This window comes from Dyella sp. 05T440 (assembly GCF_056395965.1).
The window spans coordinates 238,069-262,360 of sequence record NZ_JBFTKN010000006.1 but is presented as its reverse complement, the minus strand read 5'-3'; the positions used below and the strand labels follow the sequence as shown (position 1 = coordinate 262,360).

The window sequence follows — 24,292 nt, the reverse complement described above, 5'->3', positions numbered from 1 at the left end:
GTTCAATCCATAGCGGGGCAGTTTTCACTTATATCTTGACCATTGGTTCGGGAAGCGAAACTGACCTCGTTCTTGGCATATCGAGCCGTCTAGGCGCAGTCCCCGACTCGGTGAGCAGAGATCCACAGTGTCATGTTCGGTTGGCCAACGATGGTGCCCCAGCCATCGAGCGCGTCGCCATTGAAGTCGCCTGTGAAGTCCAGTTGGTAGTCATCGAGGCCAGAGAAGACCGAAGGTACGGCAAGGCTCCATTTCGACACATGGATGCGGCCTGTCGCTCGATCACCATCCAGAGACAGCCTGCCGCGATAGATGAAGCCCTCATCGCCGCCGTTGATCGCACCTTCCTTGATGGTGACGATGCCGTTCCCGTAGTCCACTTGCTTGCTGGAGTTCTGGTAGAAGCTGACCTCGTAGATGCCTTCGTTCATGGCTTTCCCCCCGGCTGGCGTGACCCACAGGATGCCAAGCCTAATGACACCCATGCATCGGCCATTCGGACAGCCTACGGGGGGGGGCGGCATGGCATTCCAGGGCTTCGGGCCGTCGGCGATCGTTGCCGGGGCGTGGCGACAAGCCACATCAAGGGTTGCCCCGAAGCCCTTTGGCACCCTGAGGGGCGCAAAAAACAAAAAAGCCACCCTTTTGAGGTGGCCTTTTCTTTGATTCGATGGTGGGCGATGCAAGGATCGAACTTGCGACACCTGCCGTGTGAAGGCAGTGCTCTACCGCTGAGCTAATCGCCCGCCGAGCCCGGAAATATATTAGGAGCCGCCTAGCAGGTCAAGCCTCCCGGCCAAAAAAAGTGCTCAGGATGGCAGGCGATTGAAAGGTGGGCGAGTACAATATCCGGCTTTTCAGCTATCGGCCTGCCGTCCATGGACTTCCTGACCCACGAACTCAGCCACGTCCTCGAAGCCTTGCGCCGCTTTGAGCTTACGCCCTGGAAGATGGTGGGTCTGCTGGGCTCGATCATGTTCACCAGTCGCTGGTTTGTGCAGCTGTACTACACGCGCAAGCTCAAGCGGGTGGTGATGCCGCTGTCGTTCTGGTGGTTGTCGGTGATTGGCAGTGCGTTGCTGCTGTCGTATTTCATTTTTGGCAAGAACGACTCGGTGGGCATTCTTTCCAATTTCTTCCCGGCGTTTGTGTCGATTTATAACCTTGTGGTGCATATGCGTGAGGTTAGGCGGCGGGAGTTGGTTGAGAGTGAGGTTTGACCACGGTACGACGTCCGGGCGGAGCGGTAACGACGAGGCTCTGCGGTCGCGCACAAGTGCGCTCCTACAAGTTTCGTAGCTCGACCTATCACCTGTAGGAGCGCACTTGTGCGCGACCGCGGCATCGGGCGTTGCCGCTTCGGTGGGCCGTCGCGCACAGGGTGCGCTCCCACAGAAAAGAAAGCGCTCCCGCAAGGGGAGCGCTCTTATGGGCAGACGCCAATCGGCGGGTTGATCAATCCGGGTCGTAGTCCAGATTTGGCGCCAGCCAGCGCTCGGCTTGCTCGCGTGTCCAGCCCTTGCGCTTGGCGTAATCGTCGACCTGTTCGCGGGTGACGCGGCCGACGACGAAGTACTGGCTGTCGGGGTGGGAGAAGTACCAGCCGGAGACGGCGGCCGTGGGGAACATGGCGTAGCTGTCGGTCAGTTCGATGCCGGCGTTGGTCGTGCCGTCGAGCAAACGGAACAGCGTGCCTTTTTCCGTGTGGTCGGGGCAGGCCGGGTAGCCGGGGGCGGGGCGGATGCCGGTGTATTTCTCTTCGATCAGTGCGACGTTGTCGAGCGACTCGTCGGGCATGTAGCCCCAGAACTCGCGGCGCACGCGCTGGTGCAGGCGCTCGGCGAAGGCTTCGGCGAGACGGTCGGCCAGGGCCTTGAGCAGGATCGCGGAATAGTCGTCGTGTGCCGCTTCGAAGCGAGCCACGTGCTCGTCGATGCCGATGCCGGCGGTGACGGCGAAGCCGCCCACCCAGTCCTGCTTCTTCGCGGATTTGGGGGCGATGAAGTCGGAGAGGCAGAAGTCGGGGCGTTCGGCGGGTTTGTCGGCTTGCTGGCGTAGGTGGTGAAGGGTGGCAATCGGCTTTTCTGCGGACTGGGGCAAGTCTTGGCCCCTCACCCCGGCCCTCTCCCCGACGGGGAGAGGGAGAAGTGCAATGTCGTCGCCAACGGAATAAGCCGGCCAAAAGCCAATCACACCACGCGCCGTCAGCCACTTCTCGGCAATCAGCGTGTCCAGCATCGCCTGCGCGTCGTTGAACAGTTCGGTGGCCTGTTTGCCCACGATCTCATCGGTGAGGATGGCGGGATAACGGCCGGCCAGTTCCCACGCATTGAAGAACGGCGACCAGTCAATGTACTGGCGCAGTTCGGCAAGATCGTAGTTGTCGAGCACGGTGATGCCGGGCTGCTTGGGCTGGGGCGGGTTGTAGTTCGCCCAGTCGGTGGTGTAGCGTTGTCCGCGCGCCTTTTCCAGCGATACCAGCGATTTGCCGGCGCCGCGATGCTTGTGGCGTTCGCGCACTTCGGCGTATTCGGCCTGCACCTTGGCGATGAAGTTGTCGACCAGCTCTTTGCTCAAGAGCGACTGCGCCACGCCCACGGCGCGCGAGGCATCTTTCACCCACACGGTGGGCGACTTGTAATGCGGGTCGATCTTCAACGCAGTGTGCGCGCGTGACGTCGTTGCACCGCCAATCATCAGCGGTATCGTGAAATTCTGGCGCTGCATTTCACGCGCGACCTGGCTCATTTCCTCCAGCGACGGCGTGATCAGGCCGGACAGGCCGATGATGTCGGCGTTCTCGGCAATGGCGGTTTCCAGGATCTTCTGCGTGGGCACCATCACGCCCAGGTCGATCACATCGAAGTTGTTGCAGCGGAGCACCACGCCGACGATGTTCTTGCCAATATCGTGCACGTCGCCCTTGACGGTGGCCATGACGATCTTGCCGTTGGACTTGCCGGCATCGCCCGTGCGCGCCTTTTCTTCCTCGATATAAGGAATGAGGTGGGCCACGGCTTTCTTCATCACGCGGGCGGATTTCACCACCTGCGGCAGGAACATCTTGCCGGCGCCGAACAGGTCGCCGACCACGTTCATGCCATCCATCAGCGGACCTTCGATGACATCGAGCGGGCGCGAGGTTTCCAGGCGCGCGGTTTCGGTGTCTTCGACCACGTACTGGTCGATGCCGTGCACCAGGGCGTGGCTCAGGCGTTCGCGCACCGGCTTGTCGCGCCAGGCGAGGTTTTCCACGATGACTTCGCCCTTCTTCGCCTTGAACTGATCGGCGACTTCCAGCAGGCGCTCGGTCGCATCGGGGCGACGGTTGAGCACCACGTCTTCGACGCGCTCGCGCAGGTCTTCCGGCAGATCGTCATAGATCATCAACGCGCCGGCGTTGACGATGCCCATGTCCATGCCCGCCTTGATGGCGTGGTAGAGGAACACCGAATGGATCGCCTCGCGCACCATGTTGTTGCCGCGGAACGAGAACGACACGTTCGACACGCCGCCCGACACGTGCGAGTGCGGAAAGCGGCGCTTGAGCTCGCGCGTGGCTTCGATGAAGTCCACCGCGTAGTTGTTGTGTTCTTCGATGCCGGTGGCGATGGCAAAGATGTTCGGGTCGAAGATGATGTCTTCGGGCGGGAAGTCGAGCCTGGTGGTGAGCAGCTCATAAGCGCGCGAACTGATTTCCACCTTGCGCTCGCAGGTGTCGGCCTGGCCTTGCTCGTCGAACGCCATCACCACCACGGCGGCGCCGTACTGCTGCACCTTGCGCGCGTGTTCGAGGAAAACCTCTTCGCCTTCCTTCATCGAGATGGAATTGACGATGCCCTTGCCTTGCAGGCAGCGCAGGCCAGCTTCGATCACCGTCCACTTGGAGGAGTCGACCATCACCGGCACGCGGGCGATGTCCGGTTCGGCGGCGATCAGGTTCAGATAGCGCGTCATCGCCGCTTCCGAATCGATCAGGCCTTCGTCCATGTTGACGTCGATGATCTGCGCGCCGTTGGCCACCTGCTGGCGCGCCACATCGACGGCTTCCTCGTAGCGTTCTTCCTTGATCAGTTTGCGGAACTGCGCCGAGCCGGTGACATTGGTGCGTTCGCCGACGTTGACGAACAACAGGTCGGGCGTGATGACCAGCGGTTCAAGGCCGGAGAGTCGGGTGTAGCGGGGCATCATCGGGACTCAGGCAGCCTTGGCGTTTTGGGAGGGAAGGGCGCGCGGCGCGCAATGGGCCACGGCTTCGGCGATGGCCTTGATATGCGCAGGCGTCGTGCCGCAACAGCCGCCAACCATGTTGAGCAGGCCGTCGCGCGCGAAGCTGCCGATTACGGAGGCCATCTGTTCGGGTGTTTCGTCGTATTCGCCAAACGCATTCGGCAGGCCGGCATTGGGATGCGTGCTGACGAAACAGCTGGCGGTTTGCGACAGCACCTGCACGTGCGGGCGCAGGTCGGCTGCGCCCAGGGCGCAGTTCAGTCCCACCGAGATCGGGCGCGCATGCTGCACCGAGTAGTAGAACGCTTCAGCGGTCTGGCCCGACAGTGTGCGGCCGGAACGATCAGTGATGGTTCCGGAGATCATCACGGGCAGACGCACGCCACGCTCGCGGAACAGTTCGCTCACCGCAAACAGCGCGGCCTTTGCGTTGAGCGTATCGAAGATGGTTTCGACCATGATCAGATCCGCGCCGCCATCGACCAGGCCGCTGGCCGATTCGATGTAGTTGGCGACCAGTTCTTCGAACGTGACGTTGCGAAAGCCCGGATCGTTGACGTCCGGCGACAGCGACGCGGTGCGGCTGGTGGGGCCGAGTACGCCGATGACGAAGCGCGGCTTGTCCGGCGTTTTCGCTTCCACGGCGTCGCAGGCGGCGCGGGCGAGGCGTGCGCCTTCGAGGTTCAGCTCGTAGGCGAGATGTTCGAGGTGGTAATCGGCCTGGCTGATGCGGGTGGAGTTGAAGGTATTGGTTTCAACCAGGTCCGCACCGGCTTCGAGATAGGCCACGTGCACGCCGCGGATGATGTCCGGGTTGGTGAGCGTGAGCAGGTCGTTGTTGCCCTTCAGGTCGCAGCTGCCGGGATGGTCATGCGCGTGCGAACTGTCGTGGCCTTCCACGAAACGCTCGCCGCGAAAAGCAGCCTCGTCCAGCGGATGCTGCTGCAGCATGGTGCCCATGCCGCCGTCGATGATCAGGATGCGCTCGCGCAGCAGGCGTTCCAGCAGGGCGACGCGTTCGGGGTGAAGCCAGGGGAGGGTACTCATGGATGGATGCCTCGCTTCAAGGCTTGCGCGCGAGCAGGCTGATCACTTCGAAGTGAGGTGCCTTGCGTTCGCGGCTCAAGCGGGTACAGCTCAAGGATTGAAGGCCGGCCTGCTTTGCGAAGCCGGTCAGTTCGTCGGATGAAAAACCGAGGTTGCGGTGATCGAAGGGCTCCACCACGGCGCGGTGATCGTGTTTGCCCAGGGTGACGGCCAGCAATCGGCCGCCGCTGCGCAACACGCGCGCGGCTTCCGCGACGGCCTTGGCCGGGTGCTCGGCATAGGTGAGGGCGTGCAGCATCAGCACAAGGTCGAAGCGGCGGTCGCCGAGGTCGAGTGCGTGCATGTCGCCCTTGAGCACTTCCACGTTGCCGAAGGACTTGAGGCGTTGCGCGGCGGCCTCGGTCACGCGCTCGCTGCTGTCCACGCAGACGATGGAGTGGGCGTGTGGCGCCAGCAGCTCGGCGGTGATGCCGTCGCCCGAGGCGATATCCAGCACGTCGCCGGTTTCCAGCAATTGCAGCAGGGAGCGCGCCAGCGTTTCCCAGGTGCGGCCGGGGGAGTAATGGCGTTCCATGTCGCCGGCGACGGTGTCGGCCCAGCCTTCTTCGCGGGCGCGCTCGGCCAGCACGCCGGGTAGGCGCGCGGCGTCTTCGCGCAGCAGGGCATCGTCGATGTTGTCGCGCAGGGACCTCAGCAGGACCTGCAGGTGTTCGTCCGTCTCGGCGTTGGCCCGGTAATAGGCGGACACGCCGGCACGGCGGTCGCGCACCAGCTCGGCTTCCTTGAGCTTGGCCAGATGGGTGGACACGCGCGGCTGCGCCAGATGCAGGACCGCAGCCAGTTCCGCCACGGTCAGCTCCTCGCGCTCAAGCAAGGCCAGCAGACGAACCCGGGTCGGATCCGCCAGCAGGCGCAGAACGCTGGAGGCGGTGGCCAGGTCCATCGTTATCCTTATATCGCGATGCAGAGATACATAAGGCTAGGCTTCGGCGTGCAGGGCGTCAAGTCGGGCCGTTCTTTTGTAGGAGCCCACCCTGTGGGCGACAGCTGAACGGAGGGGCAAGCCCTGGGGGCCGCGGTCGCGCACAGGGTGCGCTCCTACAAGGGGATGGGGCCTTGCTGCACCTGCACAGAAGTCCCTTGGCTGGCCGGGTTAAAATAGTGGGCTTCCTGTCTCCCATTCCCCTTGGAGTCTTCCATGGATTTCCGCTTTACCGACGATCAGCTGTCCATCCAGGCCATTGCCCGCGACTTCGCGCAGAAGCGCATTGTGCCGGTGGCCGCCGAACTGGACGCCAAGGGTGAATTCCCGCTCGAGAACATCCGCGAGATGGGCCAGCTGGGCCTGATGGGCATCGAGGTGCCGACCGAGTACGGCGGCGCGGGCATGGACCCGGTGGCCTACGTGCTGGCCATGGTCGAGATCGCCGCGGCCGATGCCGCCACCTCGACCATCATGTCGGTGAACAACTCGCTGTTCTGCAACGGCATCCTCAAGCACGGCACCGAGGAGCAGAAGCAGAAGTACGTGCGCGCCATCGCCCAGGGCGAGGCCATCGGCGCTTATGCGCTGACCGAGCCGCAGTCCGGTTCCGATGCATCGGCCATGCACACGCGCGCCACCAAGAACGCCAATGGCGACTGGGTGATCAACGGCAAGAAGAGCTGGATCACCTCCGGCCCGGTCGCTCGCTACATCATCCTGTTTGCGATCACCACGCCGGGCATCGGCGCCAAGGGCGTGTCGGCTTTCATCGTCGACACCCAGCTGCCCGGTTTCCACGCCGGCAAGAGCGAGCCCAAGCTCGGCATCCGCGCCTCGGCCACCTGCGAAATCGAATTCACTGATTACGTGCTGCCCAAGGAAAACCTGCTGGGCGACGAGGGCAAGGGCTTCTCCATCGCCATGGGTGTGCTCGACGCCGGCCGCATCGGCATTGCATCGCAGGCCGTGGGTATTGCGCGCGCTGCGTACGAAGCCACCCTGCAGTGGGTGCGTGACCGCAAGGCGTTCGGCACGCCGATCGGTACGTTCCAAATGACCCAGGCCAAGATTGCCGACATGAAGTGCAAGCTGGACGCCGCCACGCTGCTCACGCTGCGCGCCGCCTGGACCAAGGGCGAGGCCGAAAAGAACGGCGGCCGCTTCGGCACCGAGGCCTCCGTGGCCAAGCTCACCGCCTCGGAAGCGGCGATGTGGATTTCGCACCAGGCGGTGCAGATCCATGGCGGCATGGGCTACTCCAAGGAAATGCCGCTGGAGCGTTATTTCCGCGATGCCAAGATCACGGAGATCTATGAGGGCACGAGTGAGATTCAGCGCATTGTGATTGCGCGTGCGGAGACGGGTCTGCGATAAGCCGGCAAGGTTTTCGTGTGGCGAAGCCCTCGGTGAGAACCGGGGGCTTTTCCTTTCCGGGAATCGCAACCAGTTTTTTTTGTGGGAGCGCACCCTGTGCGCGACGGCGTGGCGTCCGAGGCACCCTCGGACTGTCGCGCACAGGGTGCGCTCCCACAAGGGGCCTTGGTTTGTTGACTGGCGCGGGAGCCATCGCAAATACTTGCGATCACCACGGAGACAGGTCCCCTCCCGCCAAGGATGGCGACTCTCTCCCGGGCTCGTCACGCCACGTCGGGAACTGACCGAGCTGGGCTAGATCGACTTCAGGCGGTCGCTACGGCTCGATGGCGCAAAGCGCGCTTTTGCAGGCTTTCACGCCCAATCATCGCCGCGGCACGATGGTTGCTTCCCACCAGGGATCCGAAACCACCTGCCGCGAGCCGCCCATGACCGATGTCGTTGAGAAGCTGGAAGAAGAGAGCATGGTCTACAAGACCCTGCTCGAGTCCACCAAGGCCATTCCCTGGCGCATCCAGTGGGACAGTCTGTCGTTCTCCTATATCGGCCCGCAGATCGAGCATCTGCTGGGCTGGGCGCCGGACAGCTGGGTCAGCGTGCAGGACTGGGCCGAGCGCATCCATCCGGAAGATCGCGACTGGGCGGTCAATTTCTGCGTGGCGCAGTCCAAGGCAGGCGTGGATCACGAAGCCGATTACCGCGCCCTGTGCAAGGACGGCAGCTACGTGTGGATCCGCGACGTGGTGCACGTGGTGCGCAAGGACGACGGCAGCGTGGATGCGCTGGTCGGCTTCATGTTCGACATCAGCGAGCGCAAGCGTACCGAGCAGCGCCTGATCGAACTGCAGCGCGAACTCGAGGCGCTGTCCTTCAAGGACGGCCTCACCGGCATCGCCAATCGCCGCCGCTTCGACAGCGTGTTCGAGGAAGACTGGGAGCAGGCGCGTCGCAGCGGTCGGCCGCTGTCGCTGCTGATGCTCGATATCGATTACTTCAAGCAATACAACGACCACTACGGCCACGTGCAGGGCGACTACACGCTCAAGCTGGTAGCCAAGGTGCTGGAGAAGGCGGTGCGCCGCTCGCATGACTTCCTGGCCCGCTTCGGCGGCGAGGAGTTCGTGCTGGTGCTGCCCGATACCGACGCCGCCGCGGCGCGCGAAGTGGCCGAGCGTTGCCACGCGCTGATCGAGCAGGAATGGATTCCGCATGAGCGCTCGATGGCGCGCAAGTCGCTGACCATGAGCATCGGCGTGGGCACGGTGGTGCCGATGCATGGCGATGAGCGTTTGTCGTTCCTGGAGCTGGTCGACCGGCGGCTGTATCAGGCCAAGCAGCAAGGTCGCAACATGACGGTCAACACCGACGATTGATGCCTCACGCACGCACCGCGGGTGACTCCGCGGTGCGCAACGGTAGGATCAGATGCGCGGCGAGCAGGCCGAGCAAGCCACCGAGCAGCGTCTGCCAGATGCGCGCGCTCAGGAACATGATCGAGTGCTCGCCCGATGCGGCAAGCGTGACGATCAGGGTGAAGGCGAACGCGGCGCAGGCAATGTCGTAGCGTTCCGGCAACGCCATCGCGTAAACCACCATCGCCACGGCGGCCAACGCCCAGATCAACAGCGGTGCATGCTCGGCCAGCGGAAGACAGACCAGGCCGAACGGCACGCCGATCAGCGTGCCCACGATGCGCCGACGCACGCGCTGCGACGTGCCCGTGGCGCTGCCGGCCACCACATAGGTGCAGGCCGTGACCGCCCATGCCGACTCGGGCAGGTGCAGCTTCGCGTTGAGCAGCACGACGATCAGCGATGCCACCGCTGCCTGCACGCCCATGATGAAGGGCGCCGACAGATGCCAGCGGCCGGGAATGTCCGCGGGCGACAGCACCGCCAGTTCGGCGGGGCGCTCGGCGGGACCGGAGAGCAAGCGCGGCACCACCGAGGCCAGCGCCGCGATGCATCCGGCGATCAGGATGGCCGGCCACGCAGAAGCGTCGAGCCGCATGGTGTAGGCCAGCAACTGGCCAATGTAGATCTGCGAACCGACGCCTGCGCCGGTGACGCCATAGCGTTTGAGGTAACTGGCCAGGAAGGCACCACTGACCAGCGTGAATTCAGCGCCGTTTTGCGACAGCGGAGAAAGTACCGGCACCATCAGAGCCTGCATCAAGGCGCCCAGCGTGGCGGCCAGGCAGAGCAGGGCGAGATCGCGGCTGGATTCAAAGCGCGTATGCCGCGCTTCGGAAACGCTGGCCCACAGCGCGAAATTTGCTGCCAACGAGCCGACGGCAACCATGCTGCCGAACGGATGCGCCACATCGTGCAAGGTGCCGATCGCCGCCGCCAGGCCATAGGCAGTGACCAGCCGCAGCCCCTTGATGCGGCGGTGCATGCCGGGATCGATATGTTCGAGCCAGTCGACGAATGAGCGCATGCGGGCGAAAACAGGAGATGGCCGTAGTCGCACATTATCAGCGGGCGGCGCGTGCGGCCTTTTCGGAAACGCAGGGTGATCCAAAGAAAAAGCCCCGGTCTTTCGACCGGGGCTTTGCTTTGACTTCCGCAGATCCGGATCAACCGCCGCGACGCGGGTCCGAATCGAACGGCTGCATGGCGCTGCTCGGCGTACCGCCGTTGCCACCGCCACCCTGCGGCGTACCCGCAGCGGCTTCGCCATGGGCCGGGCGAATCTTGCGGGACGGTTCGTCCAGCTTGTCGCCCAGTGCGCGGCGCACCGTCACGTAGAACACCGGGATCAAGAGCAGACCCAGGAAGGTGGCGAAGATCATGCCGCCGATCACGCCCGTGCCGATGGCATGGCGGGAGTTGGCGCCGGCGCCCGTCGAGATGAACAACGGGAACACGCCGAGGATGAACGCCATGGAGGTCATCAGGATCGGGCGCAGTCGCTGGCGGGCCGCCGTGATGACGGCATCGAACAGCGACTTGCCGTCCTGTTGCTGCTCCACCGCGAATTCCACGATCAGGATCGCGTTCTTCGCTGCCAGGCCGATCACCGTGATCATGCCGATCTTGAAGTACATGTCGTTCGGCAAGCCGCGCAACATCGAGAACACGACCGTACCGAGCAGGCCCAGCGGCACCACCAGGAGCACGGCGACCGGGATCGACCAGCTCTCGTACAGTGCGGCAAGGCACAGGAACACGATCAGGATCGACAGCGCCAGCAGCAGGGTGGCCGAGTTGCCGGCCAGGATTTCCTGGTACGACTGACCCGTCCAGTCCGCGCCGAAGCCCTTGGGCAGGTCGTGGTCGACGATGCCCTGCAAGGCGTTCATGGCCTGACCGGTCGAGTAGCCCGGCGCTTCGTTACCCACGATTTCGACCGCAGCGTAGCCGTTGTAGCGGGTCAGGGCTGGCGAGCCCATGTCCCACTTCGTGTTGACCACGCTGGAGATCGGAATCATGTTGTACGGATTGACCGTCGCCTGATACGACGACGAGCTCGACGAACTGCTGTTGGCCGCCGCCCCCGGTGCCAGGCTGCTGGGTGTGTAGATGTGCTGCAGCGCATCCGGGCCCATGCGGTAGGCCTGGTCCGCCTGCAGGTAGACGCGCTTCACGCGGCCGCCGTAGACGAAGTCGTTGACGTACACCGGCGCCAGCGTGAGCTGGATGGCCGAGTACACGTCGCTCACCGACATGCCCATCGCCTGAGCCTGCGTGCGATCCACTTTCATATCCCACTGCGGAGCATCGGGCAGCTGGTTGGGACGCACACCGAACAGCGCCTTGTTGTCCTTCGCCTTGCCCACCGCGGTGCCCATCGCCTGCATCAGCTCGCCATGCGTCTGGCCGGCACGGGCCTGCAGATACATGTCGATGCCGCCGAACTGGCTGAGGCCGCGGATGGTGGGCAGGTTGACCACGAAGATCTGCGCGTCGCGGATGCCGTGGAACACGCCGTTCAACTTCATGATCAGCTCATCGGCCGTGATCGCACGCGAATCCCAGTCCTTGAGCTTGATGAAGGCCATGCCGGTGCTTTCGCTCTGGCCGATGAAGCTGAAGCCGCTGATCTGGTACATGCCGATGATGTCATCGTTGTACGGGCTCTTCTTCACGCGCTCGCGCATCTCGGCCATCACGGCCTGCGTGCGCTGCAGGGTGGCGCCCGGCGGCAGGTTGACGATGGCCAGTGCAAAACCCTGGTCTTCGCTAGGCACGAAGCTGGTGGGCAGGCGTGTGTAGAGGAAGCCGGCAAGCACCGCTACCAGGGCGAACACGATCATCCAGCGCGGCGCATGGCGGGTGGCGCTGCCGATGTGGCCGCCATAGGTGCGCGTGACCCAGTCGAAGGTCTGGTTGAACTTGCGGTAGATGATGTTCTTCTTGTGCTCGTGCTCAGGCTTGAGCAGCGTGGCGCACAAGGCCGGCGTGAACGACAGCGCGAGGAAGGCGGAGAAGCCCATCGACACTGCGATCGTCAGCGCGAACTGCTTGTAGATCACGCCCGACGCACCCGGCTGCAGCGCGGACGGCACGAACACCGCCGCCAGCACCACGGTGATGGCCACCACCGCGCCGGTGATCTGGCCCATCGCCTTGCGTGTCGCTTCCTTGGGCGAGAGCTGCTCCTCGCTCATGATGCGTTCGACGTTCTCGATCACCACGATCGCGTCGTCCACCACGATACCGATGGCTAGCACCATGCCGAACAACGTCAGCTGATTGATGGTGAAGCCCAGCGCGACCAGGCCGATGAAGGTACCCAGCAGAGCCACCGGGATCACCAGGGTGGGGATCACCGTGGCGCGGAAGTTCTGCAGGAAGATCAGCATCACCAGGAAGACCAGGATGATGGCCTCGATCAGGGTGTGCACGACTTCCTTGATGGAGATCGTCACGAACGGCGTGGTGTCGTACGGAGCGAACCAGGTGACGCCTTCGGGGAAGTCCTTGGACAGCTCGTTCATCTTGGCCTTGACGGCGTCGGCCACGTCCAGCGCGTTGGCGCCGGGCAGCAGCTGCACGCCCAGGCCGCCGACCTGCTGGCCGTTCCACGTCGCGCCCAGGCCGTAGCTCTGCGGGCCGAAGTCGATGCGCGCCACGTCGCTCAGCTTCACCACCGTGCCGTCGCTGTTGGCGCGCAGGATGATTTCGCCGAACTCCTGCGGGGAGGAGAAGCGGCCTTCAGCGGAGACGGTAGCGGTAAAGCCCTGTTCCTTCGGCGACGGATCGGCACCGAGCGAACCGGCGGCGAACTGCACGTTCTGCGCCGCCACGGCGGAGAACACCGCGCTGGGCGACAAGCCGTAGCCGTGCATCTTGTCCGGGTTGAGCCAGATGCGCACGCCGTACTCGGCGCCGATCAGGCGGGTGGCGCCCACGCCGGGAATACGGCCGACCTGGTCCGCCACCTGCGACGCAATCACGTCGGCCAGGCGGTTGCCGTCGATGTCCGGGTTGTTGGACACCAGCGACACGAACATCAGGAAGTCAGGGTTGCTCTTGGCCACCACCACGCCCTGCTGGGTCACGGCGGTCGGCAGGCGCGGCAAGGCCAGCTGCACCTTGTTCTGCACCTGCACCTGGGCGATGTCCGGATCGGTGCCGGTTTCAAAGCTCAGCGTGATCGAGGTCGTGCCGTTGGAGTTGGACGAGGAGCTGAAGTAGAGCAGGTGGTCGATACCGGTGAGCTGCTGCTCGATCACCTGGGTGACGTTCTTCTCCATGGTGTCGGCGTTGGCGCCCGGATACGTCGCGGACACCACCACTTGGGGCGGCGCGATGTTCGGGTACGACTCGATACCCATGTTCAACACGGAGATGGTGCCAACCAGGGTGATCAGGATGGCTACCACCCACGCGAAGATGGGGCGGTCAATAAAGAAACTCGGCATGTCGGTCGACTCCCTTTACTGCTTGCCGCCAGCAGCATGACCCGCTGCTGCCGGCTGACCCTGCGCGCCGGGCTTCTGGTCGGGCTGGTAAGGCGCCGCCTTGGCCGGTTTGCCGGGCTGCACCGTCTGCAGGCCGGAGACGATCACCTGGTCGCCGTTGCTCAGGCCGCTGGTGACGATAAAGTTCGAACCGGCCAGGTTGTCCGCGGAGACGTTCTTGCGGGCGACATTGCCGTCCTGACCCACCACCAGCGCATAGGCGCCGACCACGTCGCGCTGGATGGCCGCCTGCGGCACCAGGAACACGTTGTGGAGCTCGCCGAGGTTGGCGGTGATGGTGATGTAGGTGCCCGGCAACAAACGGCGCTCAGGGTTGGCCAGCAGGGCGCGCAGGTTGATCGAGCCGGTGGTCGGGTCGACGGTGGCGCCGGAGAAGTCGAGCGTGCCGTCCTGGGCGTACTTGCTGCCGTCGGGCAGGGTGACCTTCACGGTGGTCTTGCCCTGGTCGCTCAGCGACACGTTGCCGGCGGCCTGGGCGGCGCGCAGGCGATCGAGGTCGGCGGCACTGACGGTGAAGTTGACGTACAGCGGATCGAGCTGGTCGACCGTGGTCAACAGCGTCGAGCTGGAACCGGAATCGGCGGCGCCGTTGCCGACGATGGCACCCTCAGTCACCTGTTGCTGACCGGCGCGGCCGTCGATGGGCGCTACCACGCGGGTATAGCTCAGGTTGATCTTGGCGCTTTCCACGGCGGCCTGAAGCTGCTTGACCGAGGCGGCGCCGCTGCGCTCGTTGGCTTCGGCGGCGTCGAGGTCGGACTGCGAGATGTAGTTCTGCGGGCGCAGCTTGCGGTCGCGCTCGGCCAGGTTGTGGAAGTTCACGTAGGTCGCCTGGCCGGCGGCCAGATTGGCCTTGGCCGAGTCCAGCGCTGCCTGGTAGATCACCGGGTCGATCTCGAACATGACCTGGCCGGCTTTGACGTCGGTGCCTTCCTGATAGACGCGCTTGAGCAGCACACCCGACACGCGGGCGCGCACATCGGCGCTACGGTAAGCCGACACGCGGCCCACAAGATCCTTGGCTAGCGGCGTGCTCTGGGCCTGGGCCTTGACGACACCGACTTCCGGCGGCGGCGCCTGCGGCGGGCCTTGATCCTTGCCTTTGCCACAGGCGGCCAGTGAGAGCAGGCCAAGGCACAGCAGAGGTGTGCGCAGTGACGTGGACTTCATGTGGGCTCCATTTCTTTTTTAATGTGGTCGGGGATGCAGCGCGTCGACGCCTCTCCGGGCGACGACAAAGGGGGCTTGCAACGAACACGCAACGGCCCCGCTAGTCCGAGCGTCCCGTGAACGGGCAGGCCGGGAAGGGCAGGGTCGGTAAAGCCGTGGCTCGTTCAGGCAGGCGAGCTTGGACTATACCGTACAGTTTACAATTTGTAGAGACACCCCTGATACGCCGGATCGGCCTCCCAGGGCCATTCAGACGCGTCCTATGTGTTCCGCTGGGTTGGGTGGCTGTACTCCCAACGGGACGTGCGAGCTAATTTTGGCTGAATTCCGTGAAGGAAGGGTGTCGGCCACAAAGACAGGGGGACGGCCGTCCGCTTTATGGTGCCTGCGGTGGCTTGCGAACGCCTGTGCCGATGGTCCGGTTGCAGCGGCAGCGCGCTTGCTTACAACGCGCTCCCAGGCCAGCGAAAGCCGGGACCAGGGTTGCCGGCATGGCGGTCAGTCAGTCGATGATTTCATCTGCTGCGCTGCAACGTTTTGCATGCGTCGCTGTCGTGACATACGCAGCGGTATCGGTGGCCCGCGATGGACGGGAATCAGCGGCGCTGCAACGGCAACACGCGAGCGCAGCAAGTTTTTCGTCCGCGTACACAAACGTTGCCGATGCACTGGGCTGTCACGCAAACGTCGCGAAGATTCCGATGCACAGCCATTGCTGCACGGGCGTCATGGCCTGCCGCAAGCTGAAGTGCATCTTTCGCAAAGGTGGATAAGGTATGGCGCGAGGCGTATTCTTTTGAGGCTTTTTGGAGCCTGTTCTCGATCTCCGCATGACCCGTGCCGGAATTTGTTTGCCCGCCAGACAAGGAAGAACGAGGGCGTGTATGTCGATACACAACCGAGTGATGACGATGGATGGTGGGCAAACAAATCCGGCCCGGAGGGTTGCTCACCTGCGCCCGCTAGCGAGTGCCGTGCGGCTGGACCTGACAGCCAGTCAGGCGCTGCGCCACACGGCACTCGCTAGCGGGCGCAGGTGAGCAACACGGGTTATGCGGAGATCGAGAACAGGCTCCCGGCCTCATTCCGTCTCCCCAACACAGTAGATGCCATGAACGCGATTCGTGCGGCTAGCAACAGCTCGTTCCCCAGTGTTGTTTTCGAAGAACTGAAGCAAAGCGGATTTCCTACCGGGCGCCTTGATGAGGCGCAATTTTTTATCAGCGCTTTCTTCGCGCGCATCGCCGACGGCGACCTCCAGCTCCATACCGCCCGCGAGTGGGCTGCCCTGATCGCCGACCTGCTCAGCTTCATGCAGCAGCGTCAGCCGGGCCGCGCCGCGGTGCGTGTGGTCAACCCGGCCACGGGCCACGCCGGCCGCAGCTACATCCAGGTCGTCACCGACGACATGCCGTTCCTGGTCGACACCGTCACCATGGTCGCGACCGAGCAATTGCAGATCCACGCCGTGATCCATCCGGTGGTGGAAGTGGCACGCGATGCCTCCGGCAAGCTGCTTAAGATCGGCGCCCCCGACGGCCAGCCCGAATCGGTCATGCATTTCGAAGTGGACCGCGTGGCCGACGACGAAGAGCTGGCCAAGCTCAAGGCCAAACTCGAAGGCGCGCTGGAAGACGTGCGCGTGGTCGTCGCCGACTGGAAGAAAATGCGCGACCAGGCGCTCGCCACCGCCGACGACCTGCCGTCGCGCCAGCTGCCGCTGGACGCCGCCGCCGTGAAGGAGGCCTCCGCCTTCCTGCGCTGGCTGGCCGACGACAACTTCACCTTCCTCGGTTACCGCGAATACGAAGTGACCGAAGCCGACGGCGAGGAAGTGCTGCGTGCCAATGAAAGCTCGGGCATGGGCATCCTGCACAAGAGCGAGCGCTCGCTCGCACCACGTTCGCTGCGTTCGCTGGTGGCCAGCGACCTGCCGCAGTCCGGTTCGACCGACGCCATCATCCTGACCAAGACCAATGCGCGCTCGCACGCGCATCGTCCGGGTTACATGGATTACGTGGGCGTGCTCAAGTTCGACGCCAACGGCAAGCCGGTGGCCGAACAGCGCTTCCTCGGCCTGTTCTCGTCCAACGCCTATATGGCGCGTCCGCAGGATGTGCCGCTGGTACGCCAGAAGTTCGAATACGCCATGGAGCGCTCCGGCCTCAAGCGCGACTCGCATTCGGGCAAGGCGCTGCGCCATATCCTGGAAACGCTGCCGCGCGACGAACTGTTCCAGAGCAGCGACGAAGAGCTCTACACCACCGCCATGGGCACGCTGGAACTGCGCCAGCGCGCACGCACGCGCCTGTTCGTGCGCCGCGACCGCTATGGCCGTTTCGTCACCTGCATCGTCTATGTGCCGCGTGACCGCTTCAACACCACGGTGCGCGAACGCATCGAAGCGCTGCTGAAGGATGCCATGCGCGGCGAAAGCCTCGATTCGTCCGTGCTGATGGGCGAAGCGGCGCTGGTGCGCCTGCATGTCGTGGTGCGTCCGAAGATCGGCGACCAGGTGCATTACGACGTGGCCGAGCTCGAGAAGGGCGTGGCCACCATCGTGCGCAACTGGCACGACGATGTGCGCGATGAACTCGTGCGCACCCTGGGCGACCACGACGGCGTGGTGTTGGCCAATCGCTACGCCAAGGCGCTGCCCGCCGGTTATGTGGAAGACGTCTCGCCGGCCACCGCCGCCGAAGACGTGCACCAGTTGTCGCTGCTCAAGGGCGACGACGCCGTGCGCATGTCGTTCTATCACCCGGCCTCGCGCCCGGAAGAACTGCGCTTCAAGATATATCGCAGCGGCGGCGACATCGCGTTGTCCGAAGTGCTGCCGCAGTTGGAAAACCTGGGCCTGCGCGTGCTCACCGAGCACCTGTACGACATCCATGTCGGCGACAGCATGCTGTACATCCAGGACTTCGAAGTGCAGACCGCCGGCAGCCTCGCTTTCAGCGTGGAGCAGGTTGACCAGTTGTTCGAAGACGCCTTCGAGCAGATCTGGCGCGGCAACGCCGAGAACGACGGCTTCAATCGCCTGGTGCTCGGCGCCAAGCTGAGCTGGCGCCAGATCGCCATGCTGCGCGGCTACTGCAAGTACCTGCTGCAGACCGGCGTGGCGTTCTCGCAGAGCTATATGGAAGACGCGTTCAACCGCTATCCGGCGATTGCCGGCCTGCTGGTGGAGCTGTTCCTGGCCAAGTTCGATCCGCGCCGCGAGTCGCTGTCGACGGATGAGCTCAAGCGCGCCGGTGACCTGCTGCGCGGCGAAATGCAGGTGCTGATTCCCGAGCCGCTGCGCCAGGCACATCCGGCCCTCATCGATGGCCTGGCGGCGGCGCTGTCCAAGCCGCGCGACGAGCAGCTGGCGGTGATCGAAGAGACCATCGGCACGCTGCTGGAAACGGTCTCCAGCCTCGACGACGACCGCATCCTGCGCAGCTTTGTGGCACTGATCCGCGGCACCCTGCGTACCAGCTTCTTCCAGCAGTGGAACGACCAGTACCGCAGCTACATCAGCTTCAAGTTCGATTCGCACCGCGTGCCGGATCTGCCCAAGCCGGTGCCGTATCGCGAAATCTTCGTCAGCGCGCCGCGCGTGGAAGGCATCCACTTGCGCTTTGGTGCCGTGGCGCGCGGCGGCCTGCGCTGGTCAGATCGTCGCGAAGACTTCCGCACCGAAGTGCTGGGCCTGGTGAAGGCGCAGATGGTGAAGAACACCGTGATCGTGCCGGTCGGTTCCAAGGGCGGCTTCTTCGTGAAGCGTCCGCCGGTGAACGGCGATCGCGACGCGCAGCTGGCCGAAGGCATCGCGTGCTACCGCATGTTCATCAGCGGCCTGCTCGACATCACCGACAACCTGATCGAAGGCAAGGTGGTGCCGCCGCACGATGTGGTGCGCCATGACAACGACGATCCGTACCTGGTGGTGGCTGCCGACAAGGGCACGGCCACGTTCTCCGATATCGCCAACGCGATTTCGGTCGAGCACGGTTTCTGGCTGGGCGACGCGTTCGCCTCGGGCGGCTCCAATGGTTACGACCACAAGGGCATGGGCATCACCGCCAAGGGCGCGTGGGAGTCGGTCAAGCGCCACTTCCGTGCACTGGGCCGTGACAGCCAGTCGCAGGACTTCACCTGCGTGGGCGTCGGCGACATGTCGGGCGACGTGTTCGGCAACGGCATGTTGCTGTCGCGCCATATCAAGCTGGTGGCGGCATTCGACCATCGCCATGTGTTCCTCGATCCGAACCCGGATGTCGAGCGTTCCTTCGTCGAGCGCGAGCGCATGTTCAAGCTGCCGCGTTCGAGCTGGGACGATTACAACAAGCAGCTCATTTCCGCGGGCGGCGGCGTGTATCCGCGTACGCTCAAATCGATCCCGATTTCGCCGGAAGTGCGTGCGGTGCTCGGCCTCAAGCCGGACGTGACCCAGCTGGCGCCGAACGACCTGCTCAGCGCCATCCTGAAGGCGCCGGTCGACCTGCTGTGGAACGGCGGCATCGGCACCTACGTGAAGTCCAGCGCCGAAACGCATGCCGACGTGGGCGATCGTGCCAACAACGCGCTGCGCGTGAACGGCGTGGAGCTGCGCTGCAAGGTGGTGGGCGAGGGCGGCAACCTGGGCTTCACCCAGAAGGGCCGTATCGAAGCGGCCCAGCACGGCGTGCTGCTCAATACCGACTTCATCGACAACTCCGCCGGCGTGGACACCTCCGACCACGAGGTGAACATCAAGATCCTGCTCGGCGACGCCGTGCAGCGCGGTGAGCTGACCACCGAACAGCGCAACACGCTGCTGGCCAGCATGACCGACGAAGTGGGCCAGCTGGTGCTGTGGGACAACTACCGCCAGAACCAGGCCATCACTCTGATGGAGCACCAGTCGGTGCATCGCATCGGTTCGATGGCGCACTTCATCCGCCAGCTGGAATCGGAAGGCCTGCTCGATCGCCAGGTGGAAAACCTGCCGAGCGAAACCGAGCTGACCGAGCGCAAGGCGCGCGGCATCGGCATGACGCGTCCGGAGCTTTCGGTGCTGCTGTCCTACGACAAGATCAAGCTGTACCAGCAGCTGCTCGACTCGGACGTGCCGGAAGATGCGTACCTCTCCAAGGAACTGGTGCGCTACTTCCCTGAGCCGCTGCATGGCAAGTACGCCGAGCATATGCAGCGCCATCGCCTGAAGCGCGACATCATCGCCACGGCCGTGACCAACTCCACCATCAACCGCATGGGCGCCACCTTCATGATGCGCATGCAGGAGGACACCGGTCAGGGTCCGGCAGCCATCGCCAAGGCGTACACGGCAGCGCGCGAAATTCTCGATGCGCGTGAACTGTGGGCGCAGATCGAAGCGCTGGACGGCAAGGTGGCGGAGAACACCCAGATCGACGCGATCCTGCAGATCTGGTCGCTGCTGCGTCATACCACCCGTTGGCTGCTGAACCGTCCGGGCGGCACACTGGACATCAATGCCAACGTGGAGCGCTACCAGACCGGCGTGACCGAGCTGCGTGCGGCCTTGCCGGACGTGCTCACCGAAACGGGCAAGCAGGATTTCGCCACCAGCCAGGAGAAGTGGGACGGCCTGGGCATGCCGGGCGAACTCGCGCTGCGCATGGCCCGTCTGCCGGAGCTGCGCGCCATGCTCGACATCGTCGAGGTGGCACAGCAGGGCAACCAGCCCATCGCCAAGGTGGCCGGTGTGTTCTACGAACTGGGTCAGGCGCTGGATCTGGAGTGGCTGCGCAGCCAGATCGAAGCCTTGCCGGTCGAAGGTGCATGGCACGCCCAGGCACGCGGTTCGCTGCTGGACGAGCTCAACCACCAGCATCGCGCGCTGGCCCTTCAGGTGCTGTCGATGACCGGCAGCGCCAAGGACGTCTCGCCGGTGCAGGCGTGGCTGCAGCGTGACGACGCCACGCTCAAGTACACGCGCAACATGCTGGCGGACATCCTCACCGAGAAGGCGGACTACCCGATCGCCTCGGTGGCGGTCCGCCGCCTGGCTCAGCTGGCGCAGGTGCCGGTGAACCAGTAAGCGACGCCAGAGCTGCCCGGCAGTGCCGGGCAGCTCCGTGGTTCGGGGTTTTCAACGCCCCGCCATCGTTGGTATTCCCTCACCGTCATTCCGGCGCAGGCCGGAATCCAGTAGCCGCTGTTGGCGGTTTTCGCGAAGCGAACAAGAGCGTGTCGGCTGTCGCGACAACCCCATATTTCGTTACTGGATTCCGGCCTGCGCCGGAATGACGGTGAGGGGGCGACGTGTTAAGGGAACTGGCAAGCAGGGCGCAACGCCGGCGACGGTCTTGCGCCCTTCGTCCATCTACGCTCAACTGGCGTCCTCGCCCTGACCGTTGCCCGACCCTATGCGCTTCGCCTTTGTCGCCAGCGAAACCAATGTCGCCCAGCAGGCCCGGCGCAAACTCATCGACCGCTATGGCGATGCGGTGCCGGAGCAGTCGGATGTGATCGTGGCGTTGGGCGGCGACGGTTTCATGCTGCGCACGCTGCACGCGTATCGCGCGCTGCCGGCCCCGGTATATGGCATGAAACTGGGGCGCGTCGGTTTCCTGATGAACAAGCACCGCATCGACGAGCTTGAAGAGCGCATTTCACGCGCGCATGCCGCGGTGCTCTATCCCTTGGAAATGCGCACGGTCGACATCAACGGCGATGTGCATCACGCGCTGGCGTTCAACGAAGTGTCCCTGCTGCGCCAAAGCAACCAGGCGGCGCATCTGGAAGTGAAGCTCAACGACACCGTGAAGCTGCCCAACCTGGTCTGCGACGGCGTCCTGGTGTCGACGCCTGCCGGTTCCACGGCCTACAACCTCTCCGCACACGGGCCGATCCTGCCGCTGGATGCCAACGTGCTCGCGCTCACCCCGATCAGCCCGTTCCGCCCGCGTCGCTGGCGCGGCGCGATCCTGCCGCATCGCACCCTGGTCACCATGCGCGTGCTCGATCCCGGCAAGCGTCCGGTCAGCGCCACCGCCGATTATCACGAGGTGCGCGACATTCGCGAGGTGGAGATCCGCCAGTCGGCGGGGCAGGGTGTGCGCTTGTTGTTCGATCCGGAGCACAATCTGGAACAGCGCATTCTGGATGAGCAGTTCGCGCCGGATTGAGGTTCTTGGGATCGCGGAGTGGGTGGTTGGCGCGCGTTTGTGTCCGTGCGTAACCCACGGGTTTTAGCGCCTCCGCGACCCATCCCCCATCCCATCACGTGACCGCGTGATAGATTTCCCTCATGACCCGCCCCACACCCGACGCCCACGATCCCAAGGCCGCCAGCGACAATCGTCTCGTGGTCGCCATTTCCTCGCGTGCCTTGTTTGACCTGGGCGACAGCCACGAGCTGTTCGAGCACCAGGGGCTGGATGCTTATCGCGCGTTCCAGATCGAACACGAAAACGAACTGCTGCAGCCCGGCGTGGCGTTTCCGCTGGTGCAGAAACTGCTGGGCTTGAACAAGCTGGCGGGCGATGTGCCGCCGGTCGAGGTGATCCTGTTGTCGCGCAACTCCGGCGACACCGGCCTGCGTATATTCAATGCGATCCAGCATTACGGGCTGGAGATCAGCCGCGCCGCATTCACCAGCGGTGCGCCTACCTCCGATTACATCGCCCCGTTCAAGGCCGATCTGTTCCTTTCCGCCAACGCGGAAGACGTGGGTCGCGCGCTCGCCGCTGGCGTGGCCGCCGCCACCATCCTGCCGTCGACCGCGCCGCCGCGTGCCACCGAGCAATTGCGTATCGCCTTCGACGGTGATGCGGTGATCTTCGGCGATGAAGGCGAGCGGGTATCGCGTGAGGAAGGGCTGGAAGCGTTCCATCGCAGTGAGCACAAGCTTGCCAACGAGCCGCTCTCGGTTGGGCCGTTCCGCGGTTTCCTTACTGCCGTTCACCGCCTTCAGGCAGCGTTTCCGGCCGAGGATTCACCCATTCGCACTGCGCTGGTCACTGCGAGATCTGCACCGGCGCATAAGCGGGTGATCCTGACCCTGCGCCGTTGGGGCGTGCGTATCGATGAAGCGCTGTTTCTCGGCGGTCGCGACAAGGGGCCGTTCCTCGATGCGTTTGGCGCCGATATCTTCTTCGATGATTCACCGGCGAACGTGGAGTCCGCGCGCAAGCATGTGGCGACGGGGCATGTGCCGCATGGCGTGAGCAACCGCTAAGCGCCAACCTGACGACACCTTGTGGGAGCGCACCCTGTGCGCGACAGGCCCCTCACCGGGCATAGTCGCCGCTCAATTGAGCGGCCCATCATGTAGGTTGCGGTGTCGCAGTCGCGCACAGGGTGCGCTCCCACAGTTTTGGCGGCCGTCAGGGTACCGAATGCCCCTTGCTGGCGGTCCAAATCGCATACCAATCTTCAGCATCCAGCTTCACATCCAGCGCCGCCACCGCCTCGCGCAGACCATCGATACGACCGGTACCGGTGATGACGTGCGGACGCGACGGATGACGCAGCGACCAGGCGAAGGCCAGCGTGGTGAGCGTGATGCCACAGCGATCCGCGATCGCCGACATCTCGGCACGAACGCGCACGGCTTGTTCGTCCTCGCCGGTAAACAACCTCCCGCCACCTAGCGGCGACCAGATCATCGGCCGCAGGCCCAGCTGCTGCGCCTGATCGAGCGTGCCGTCGTCCAGGGCATCCATCTGCAAGGGCGACAGTTCGATCTGGTTGGTGAGCAACGGGTGATGCTGATGCAGCAGGGCGAACTGGCTGGTCGTGTGGTTGGAGACGCCCCAGTGCGCCACCTTGCCTTCGCGCGTGAGCGTGTCGAACGTCTGTGCCAGCGCCGCGGCATCCATCAGATAGTCGGGGCGATGGATCAGCACCAGGTCCAGTTGTTCGGTGTGCAGCTTTCGCAGTGATTGTTCGACCTGCTGGCGCACGTAGTGGGCGGAGCTGTCGTAGTAGTTGATGCGGTACGGGAGTTGCGCGGAGCGAAGGCGGATGCCGCACTTGGTGATCAGCTGCATGCGTGCGCGCAGTGACGGCGCTGCTTTGAGCGCCTCTCCGAATTGCGTTTCGGCCTGATAGTCGCCGTAGATGTCGGCGTGGTCGAACGAGGTGATGCCCAGCTCCAGCGCTTGTTCGATCCAGCGCACGCGCTCTTGCACGGTGAGTTGCCAGCTGGTGATGCGCCAGAGGCCGGCGATGATGGGGGAGAGGGGGAGGTTGGGGGTTGGCATGGGTAATGGTTGGGGTGGTTGAGGGAGCAGTGTGACAAGGTTAGGGGGATTGTCGCCAGCTTCAGATCTTTTGGTTTGTTTGCAGTGTGCGCGCAGCGTTACTGGGCTGGTTGTTTCGCTTTCATGAGCTTGCCTGCCGCGGGCTTCCGTCCTCCTGCCGGAGGCCGGGTCACTTTCTCTTGCTTGCCCAAGAGAAAGTAACCAAAGAGAAGGGCCCCCCGGATGGCGCGCCTTCCGGGCTGCGCCCTCCAGGTGCGCGGTCGAAAAACTGGCCGCATCCATGCGGCCACCCTGCGGGCTTTCCTCCACCCGCCCGCCGCGTCATACGGGGACCCTAAGAGC

Annotated in this window: 15 protein-coding genes and 1 tRNA gene; 7 read left to right on the top strand and 9 right to left on the bottom strand. The window is 64.1% G+C overall.

All coding sequences use genetic code 11. The annotated features are described in order from the left end of the window. Positions 1–89 precede the first annotated feature (89 nt). Positions 90–431, bottom strand: coding sequence for a GrlR family regulatory protein (locus AC1DE1_RS10510; protein WP_477177352.1), 342 nt, complete (start codon positions 429–431; stop codon positions 90–92). Positions 432–671: 240 nt separating this feature from the next. Then, positions 672–746 (bottom strand) — tRNA-Val (locus AC1DE1_RS10505). 132 nt (positions 747–878) lie between these two features. On the opposite strand from AC1DE1_RS10505, the gene AC1DE1_RS10500 reads away from it, so the two are divergent. Further along, positions 879–1,220, top strand: coding sequence for a lipid-A-disaccharide synthase N-terminal domain-containing protein (locus tag AC1DE1_RS10500; RefSeq protein ID WP_477177353.1), 342 nt, complete (start codon positions 879–881; stop codon positions 1,218–1,220). A 235-nt stretch (positions 1,221–1,455) separates the two neighbouring features. On the opposite strand, the gene metH is transcribed toward AC1DE1_RS10500, so the two are convergent. The 3 genes from metH to AC1DE1_RS10485 are packed head-to-tail and all read right to left on the bottom strand — an operon-like array spanning position 1,456 to position 6,220. Then, on the bottom strand, positions 1,456–4,191 hold the full coding sequence (gene metH / locus AC1DE1_RS10495) for a methionine synthase (protein WP_477177354.1): 2,736 nt from the start codon (positions 4,189–4,191) through the stop codon (positions 1,456–1,458). Between the two features lie 6 nt (positions 4,192–4,197). Then, positions 4,198–5,277, bottom strand: coding sequence for a homocysteine S-methyltransferase family protein (locus AC1DE1_RS10490; RefSeq protein ID WP_477177355.1), 1,080 nt, complete (start codon positions 5,275–5,277; stop codon positions 4,198–4,200). Positions 5,278–5,293: 16 nt separating this feature from the next. Further along, positions 5,294–6,220: an ArsR/SmtB family transcription factor gene (locus AC1DE1_RS10485; RefSeq protein WP_441603661.1), complete on the bottom strand. Its 927-nt coding sequence runs from the start codon at positions 6,218–6,220 to the stop codon at positions 5,294–5,296. 255 nt (positions 6,221–6,475) lie between these two features. On the opposite strand from AC1DE1_RS10485, the gene AC1DE1_RS10480 reads away from it, so the two are divergent. Next, the gene (locus tag AC1DE1_RS10480; protein ID WP_441603662.1) at positions 6,476–7,636 is read left to right on the top strand and encodes an acyl-CoA dehydrogenase family protein; all 1,161 of its coding nucleotides are present in this window, start codon (positions 6,476–6,478) and stop codon (positions 7,634–7,636) included. Between the two features lie 428 nt (positions 7,637–8,064). After that, complete coding sequence (locus AC1DE1_RS10475; RefSeq protein ID WP_477177356.1) at positions 8,065–9,009, top strand: GGDEF domain-containing protein; 945 nt, start codon at positions 8,065–8,067, stop codon at positions 9,007–9,009. 4 nt (positions 9,010–9,013) lie between these two features. Here AC1DE1_RS10475 and AC1DE1_RS10470 read toward each other — a convergent pair whose 3' ends face one another. The 3 genes from AC1DE1_RS10470 to AC1DE1_RS10460 form a co-directional block, all read right to left on the bottom strand. Then, positions 9,014–10,075 carry an FUSC family protein gene (locus tag AC1DE1_RS10470; RefSeq protein ID WP_477177357.1) on the bottom strand — a complete coding sequence of 354 codons (1,062 nt, stop codon included), beginning with the start codon at positions 10,073–10,075 and terminating at the stop codon, positions 9,014–9,016. Positions 10,076–10,214: 139 nt separating this feature from the next. After that, positions 10,215–13,505, bottom strand: a complete 3,291-nt coding sequence (locus AC1DE1_RS10465; RefSeq protein ID WP_477177358.1) for an efflux RND transporter permease subunit — start codon at positions 13,503–13,505, stop codon at positions 10,215–10,217. 15 nt (positions 13,506–13,520) lie between these two features. Then, complete coding sequence (locus AC1DE1_RS10460; RefSeq protein WP_477177359.1) at positions 13,521–14,735, bottom strand: efflux RND transporter periplasmic adaptor subunit; 1,215 nt, start codon at positions 14,733–14,735, stop codon at positions 13,521–13,523. Between the two features lie 491 nt (positions 14,736–15,226). On the opposite strand from AC1DE1_RS10460, the gene AC1DE1_RS10455 reads away from it, so the two are divergent. The 4 genes from AC1DE1_RS10455 to AC1DE1_RS10440 all read left to right on the top strand — a co-directional run bounded on the left by AC1DE1_RS10455 (position 15,227) and on the right by AC1DE1_RS10440 (position 22,923). Further along, positions 15,227–15,508, top strand: a complete 282-nt coding sequence (locus AC1DE1_RS10455) for a hypothetical protein (protein ID WP_477177360.1) — start codon at positions 15,227–15,229, stop codon at positions 15,506–15,508. Positions 15,509–15,846: 338 nt separating this feature from the next. Continuing rightward, complete coding sequence (locus AC1DE1_RS10450) at positions 15,847–20,781, top strand: NAD-glutamate dehydrogenase (RefSeq protein WP_477178637.1); 4,935 nt, start codon at positions 15,847–15,849, stop codon at positions 20,779–20,781. Positions 20,782–21,109: 328 nt separating this feature from the next. Next, positions 21,110–21,871, top strand: coding sequence for an NAD kinase (locus AC1DE1_RS10445; RefSeq protein ID WP_441603669.1), 762 nt, complete (start codon positions 21,110–21,112; stop codon positions 21,869–21,871). 122 nt (positions 21,872–21,993) lie between these two features. Next, the gene (locus AC1DE1_RS10440) at positions 21,994–22,923 is read left to right on the top strand and encodes a 5'-nucleotidase (RefSeq protein WP_441603670.1); all 930 of its coding nucleotides are present in this window, start codon (positions 21,994–21,996) and stop codon (positions 22,921–22,923) included. A 148-nt stretch (positions 22,924–23,071) separates the two neighbouring features. Here AC1DE1_RS10440 and AC1DE1_RS10435 read toward each other — a convergent pair whose 3' ends face one another. Further along, the gene (locus tag AC1DE1_RS10435) at positions 23,072–23,950 is read right to left on the bottom strand and encodes an aldo/keto reductase (protein ID WP_477177362.1); all 879 of its coding nucleotides are present in this window, start codon (positions 23,948–23,950) and stop codon (positions 23,072–23,074) included. Positions 23,951–24,292: the final 342 nt, after the last annotated feature.

What these genes read in the sequence shown, in the direction of transcription:
- AC1DE1_RS10500 (WP_477177353.1), top strand. Translation starts at nt 879, where the DNA reads ATGGACTTCCTGACCCACGAACTCAGCCACGTCCTCGAAGCCTTGCGC.
- AC1DE1_RS10510 (WP_477177352.1), bottom strand. Translation starts at nt 431, where the DNA reads ATGAACGAAGGCATCTACGAGGTCAGCTTCTACCAGAACTCCAGCAAG.
- AC1DE1_RS10475 (WP_477177356.1), top strand. Translation starts at nt 8,065, where the DNA reads ATGACCGATGTCGTTGAGAAGCTGGAAGAAGAGAGCATGGTCTACAAG.
- AC1DE1_RS10480 (WP_441603662.1), top strand. Translation starts at nt 6,476, where the DNA reads ATGGATTTCCGCTTTACCGACGATCAGCTGTCCATCCAGGCCATTGCC.
- AC1DE1_RS10485 (WP_441603661.1), bottom strand. Translation starts at nt 6,220, where the DNA reads ATGGACCTGGCCACCGCCTCCAGCGTTCTGCGCCTGCTGGCGGATCCG.
- AC1DE1_RS10465 (WP_477177358.1), bottom strand. Translation starts at nt 13,505, where the DNA reads ATGCCGAGTTTCTTTATTGACCGCCCCATCTTCGCGTGGGTGGTAGCC.
- AC1DE1_RS10470 (WP_477177357.1), bottom strand. Translation starts at nt 10,075, where the DNA reads ATGCGCTCATTCGTCGACTGGCTCGAACATATCGATCCCGGCATGCAC.
- AC1DE1_RS10435 (WP_477177362.1), bottom strand. Translation starts at nt 23,950, where the DNA reads ATGCCAACCCCCAACCTCCCCCTCTCCCCCATCATCGCCGGCCTCTGG.
- AC1DE1_RS10440 (WP_441603670.1), top strand. Translation starts at nt 21,994, where the DNA reads ATGACCCGCCCCACACCCGACGCCCACGATCCCAAGGCCGCCAGCGAC.
- AC1DE1_RS10450 (WP_477178637.1), top strand. Translation starts at nt 15,847, where the DNA reads ATGAACGCGATTCGTGCGGCTAGCAACAGCTCGTTCCCCAGTGTTGTT.
- AC1DE1_RS10490 (WP_477177355.1), bottom strand. Translation starts at nt 5,277, where the DNA reads ATGAGTACCCTCCCCTGGCTTCACCCCGAACGCGTCGCCCTGCTGGAA.
- metH (WP_477177354.1), bottom strand. Translation starts at nt 4,191, where the DNA reads ATGATGCCCCGCTACACCCGACTCTCCGGCCTTGAACCGCTGGTCATC.
- AC1DE1_RS10455 (WP_477177360.1), top strand. Translation starts at nt 15,227, where the DNA reads ATGGCGGTCAGTCAGTCGATGATTTCATCTGCTGCGCTGCAACGTTTT.
- AC1DE1_RS10460 (WP_477177359.1), bottom strand. Translation starts at nt 14,735, where the DNA reads ATGAAGTCCACGTCACTGCGCACACCTCTGCTGTGCCTTGGCCTGCTC.
- AC1DE1_RS10445 (WP_441603669.1), top strand. Translation starts at nt 21,110, where the DNA reads ATGCGCTTCGCCTTTGTCGCCAGCGAAACCAATGTCGCCCAGCAGGCC.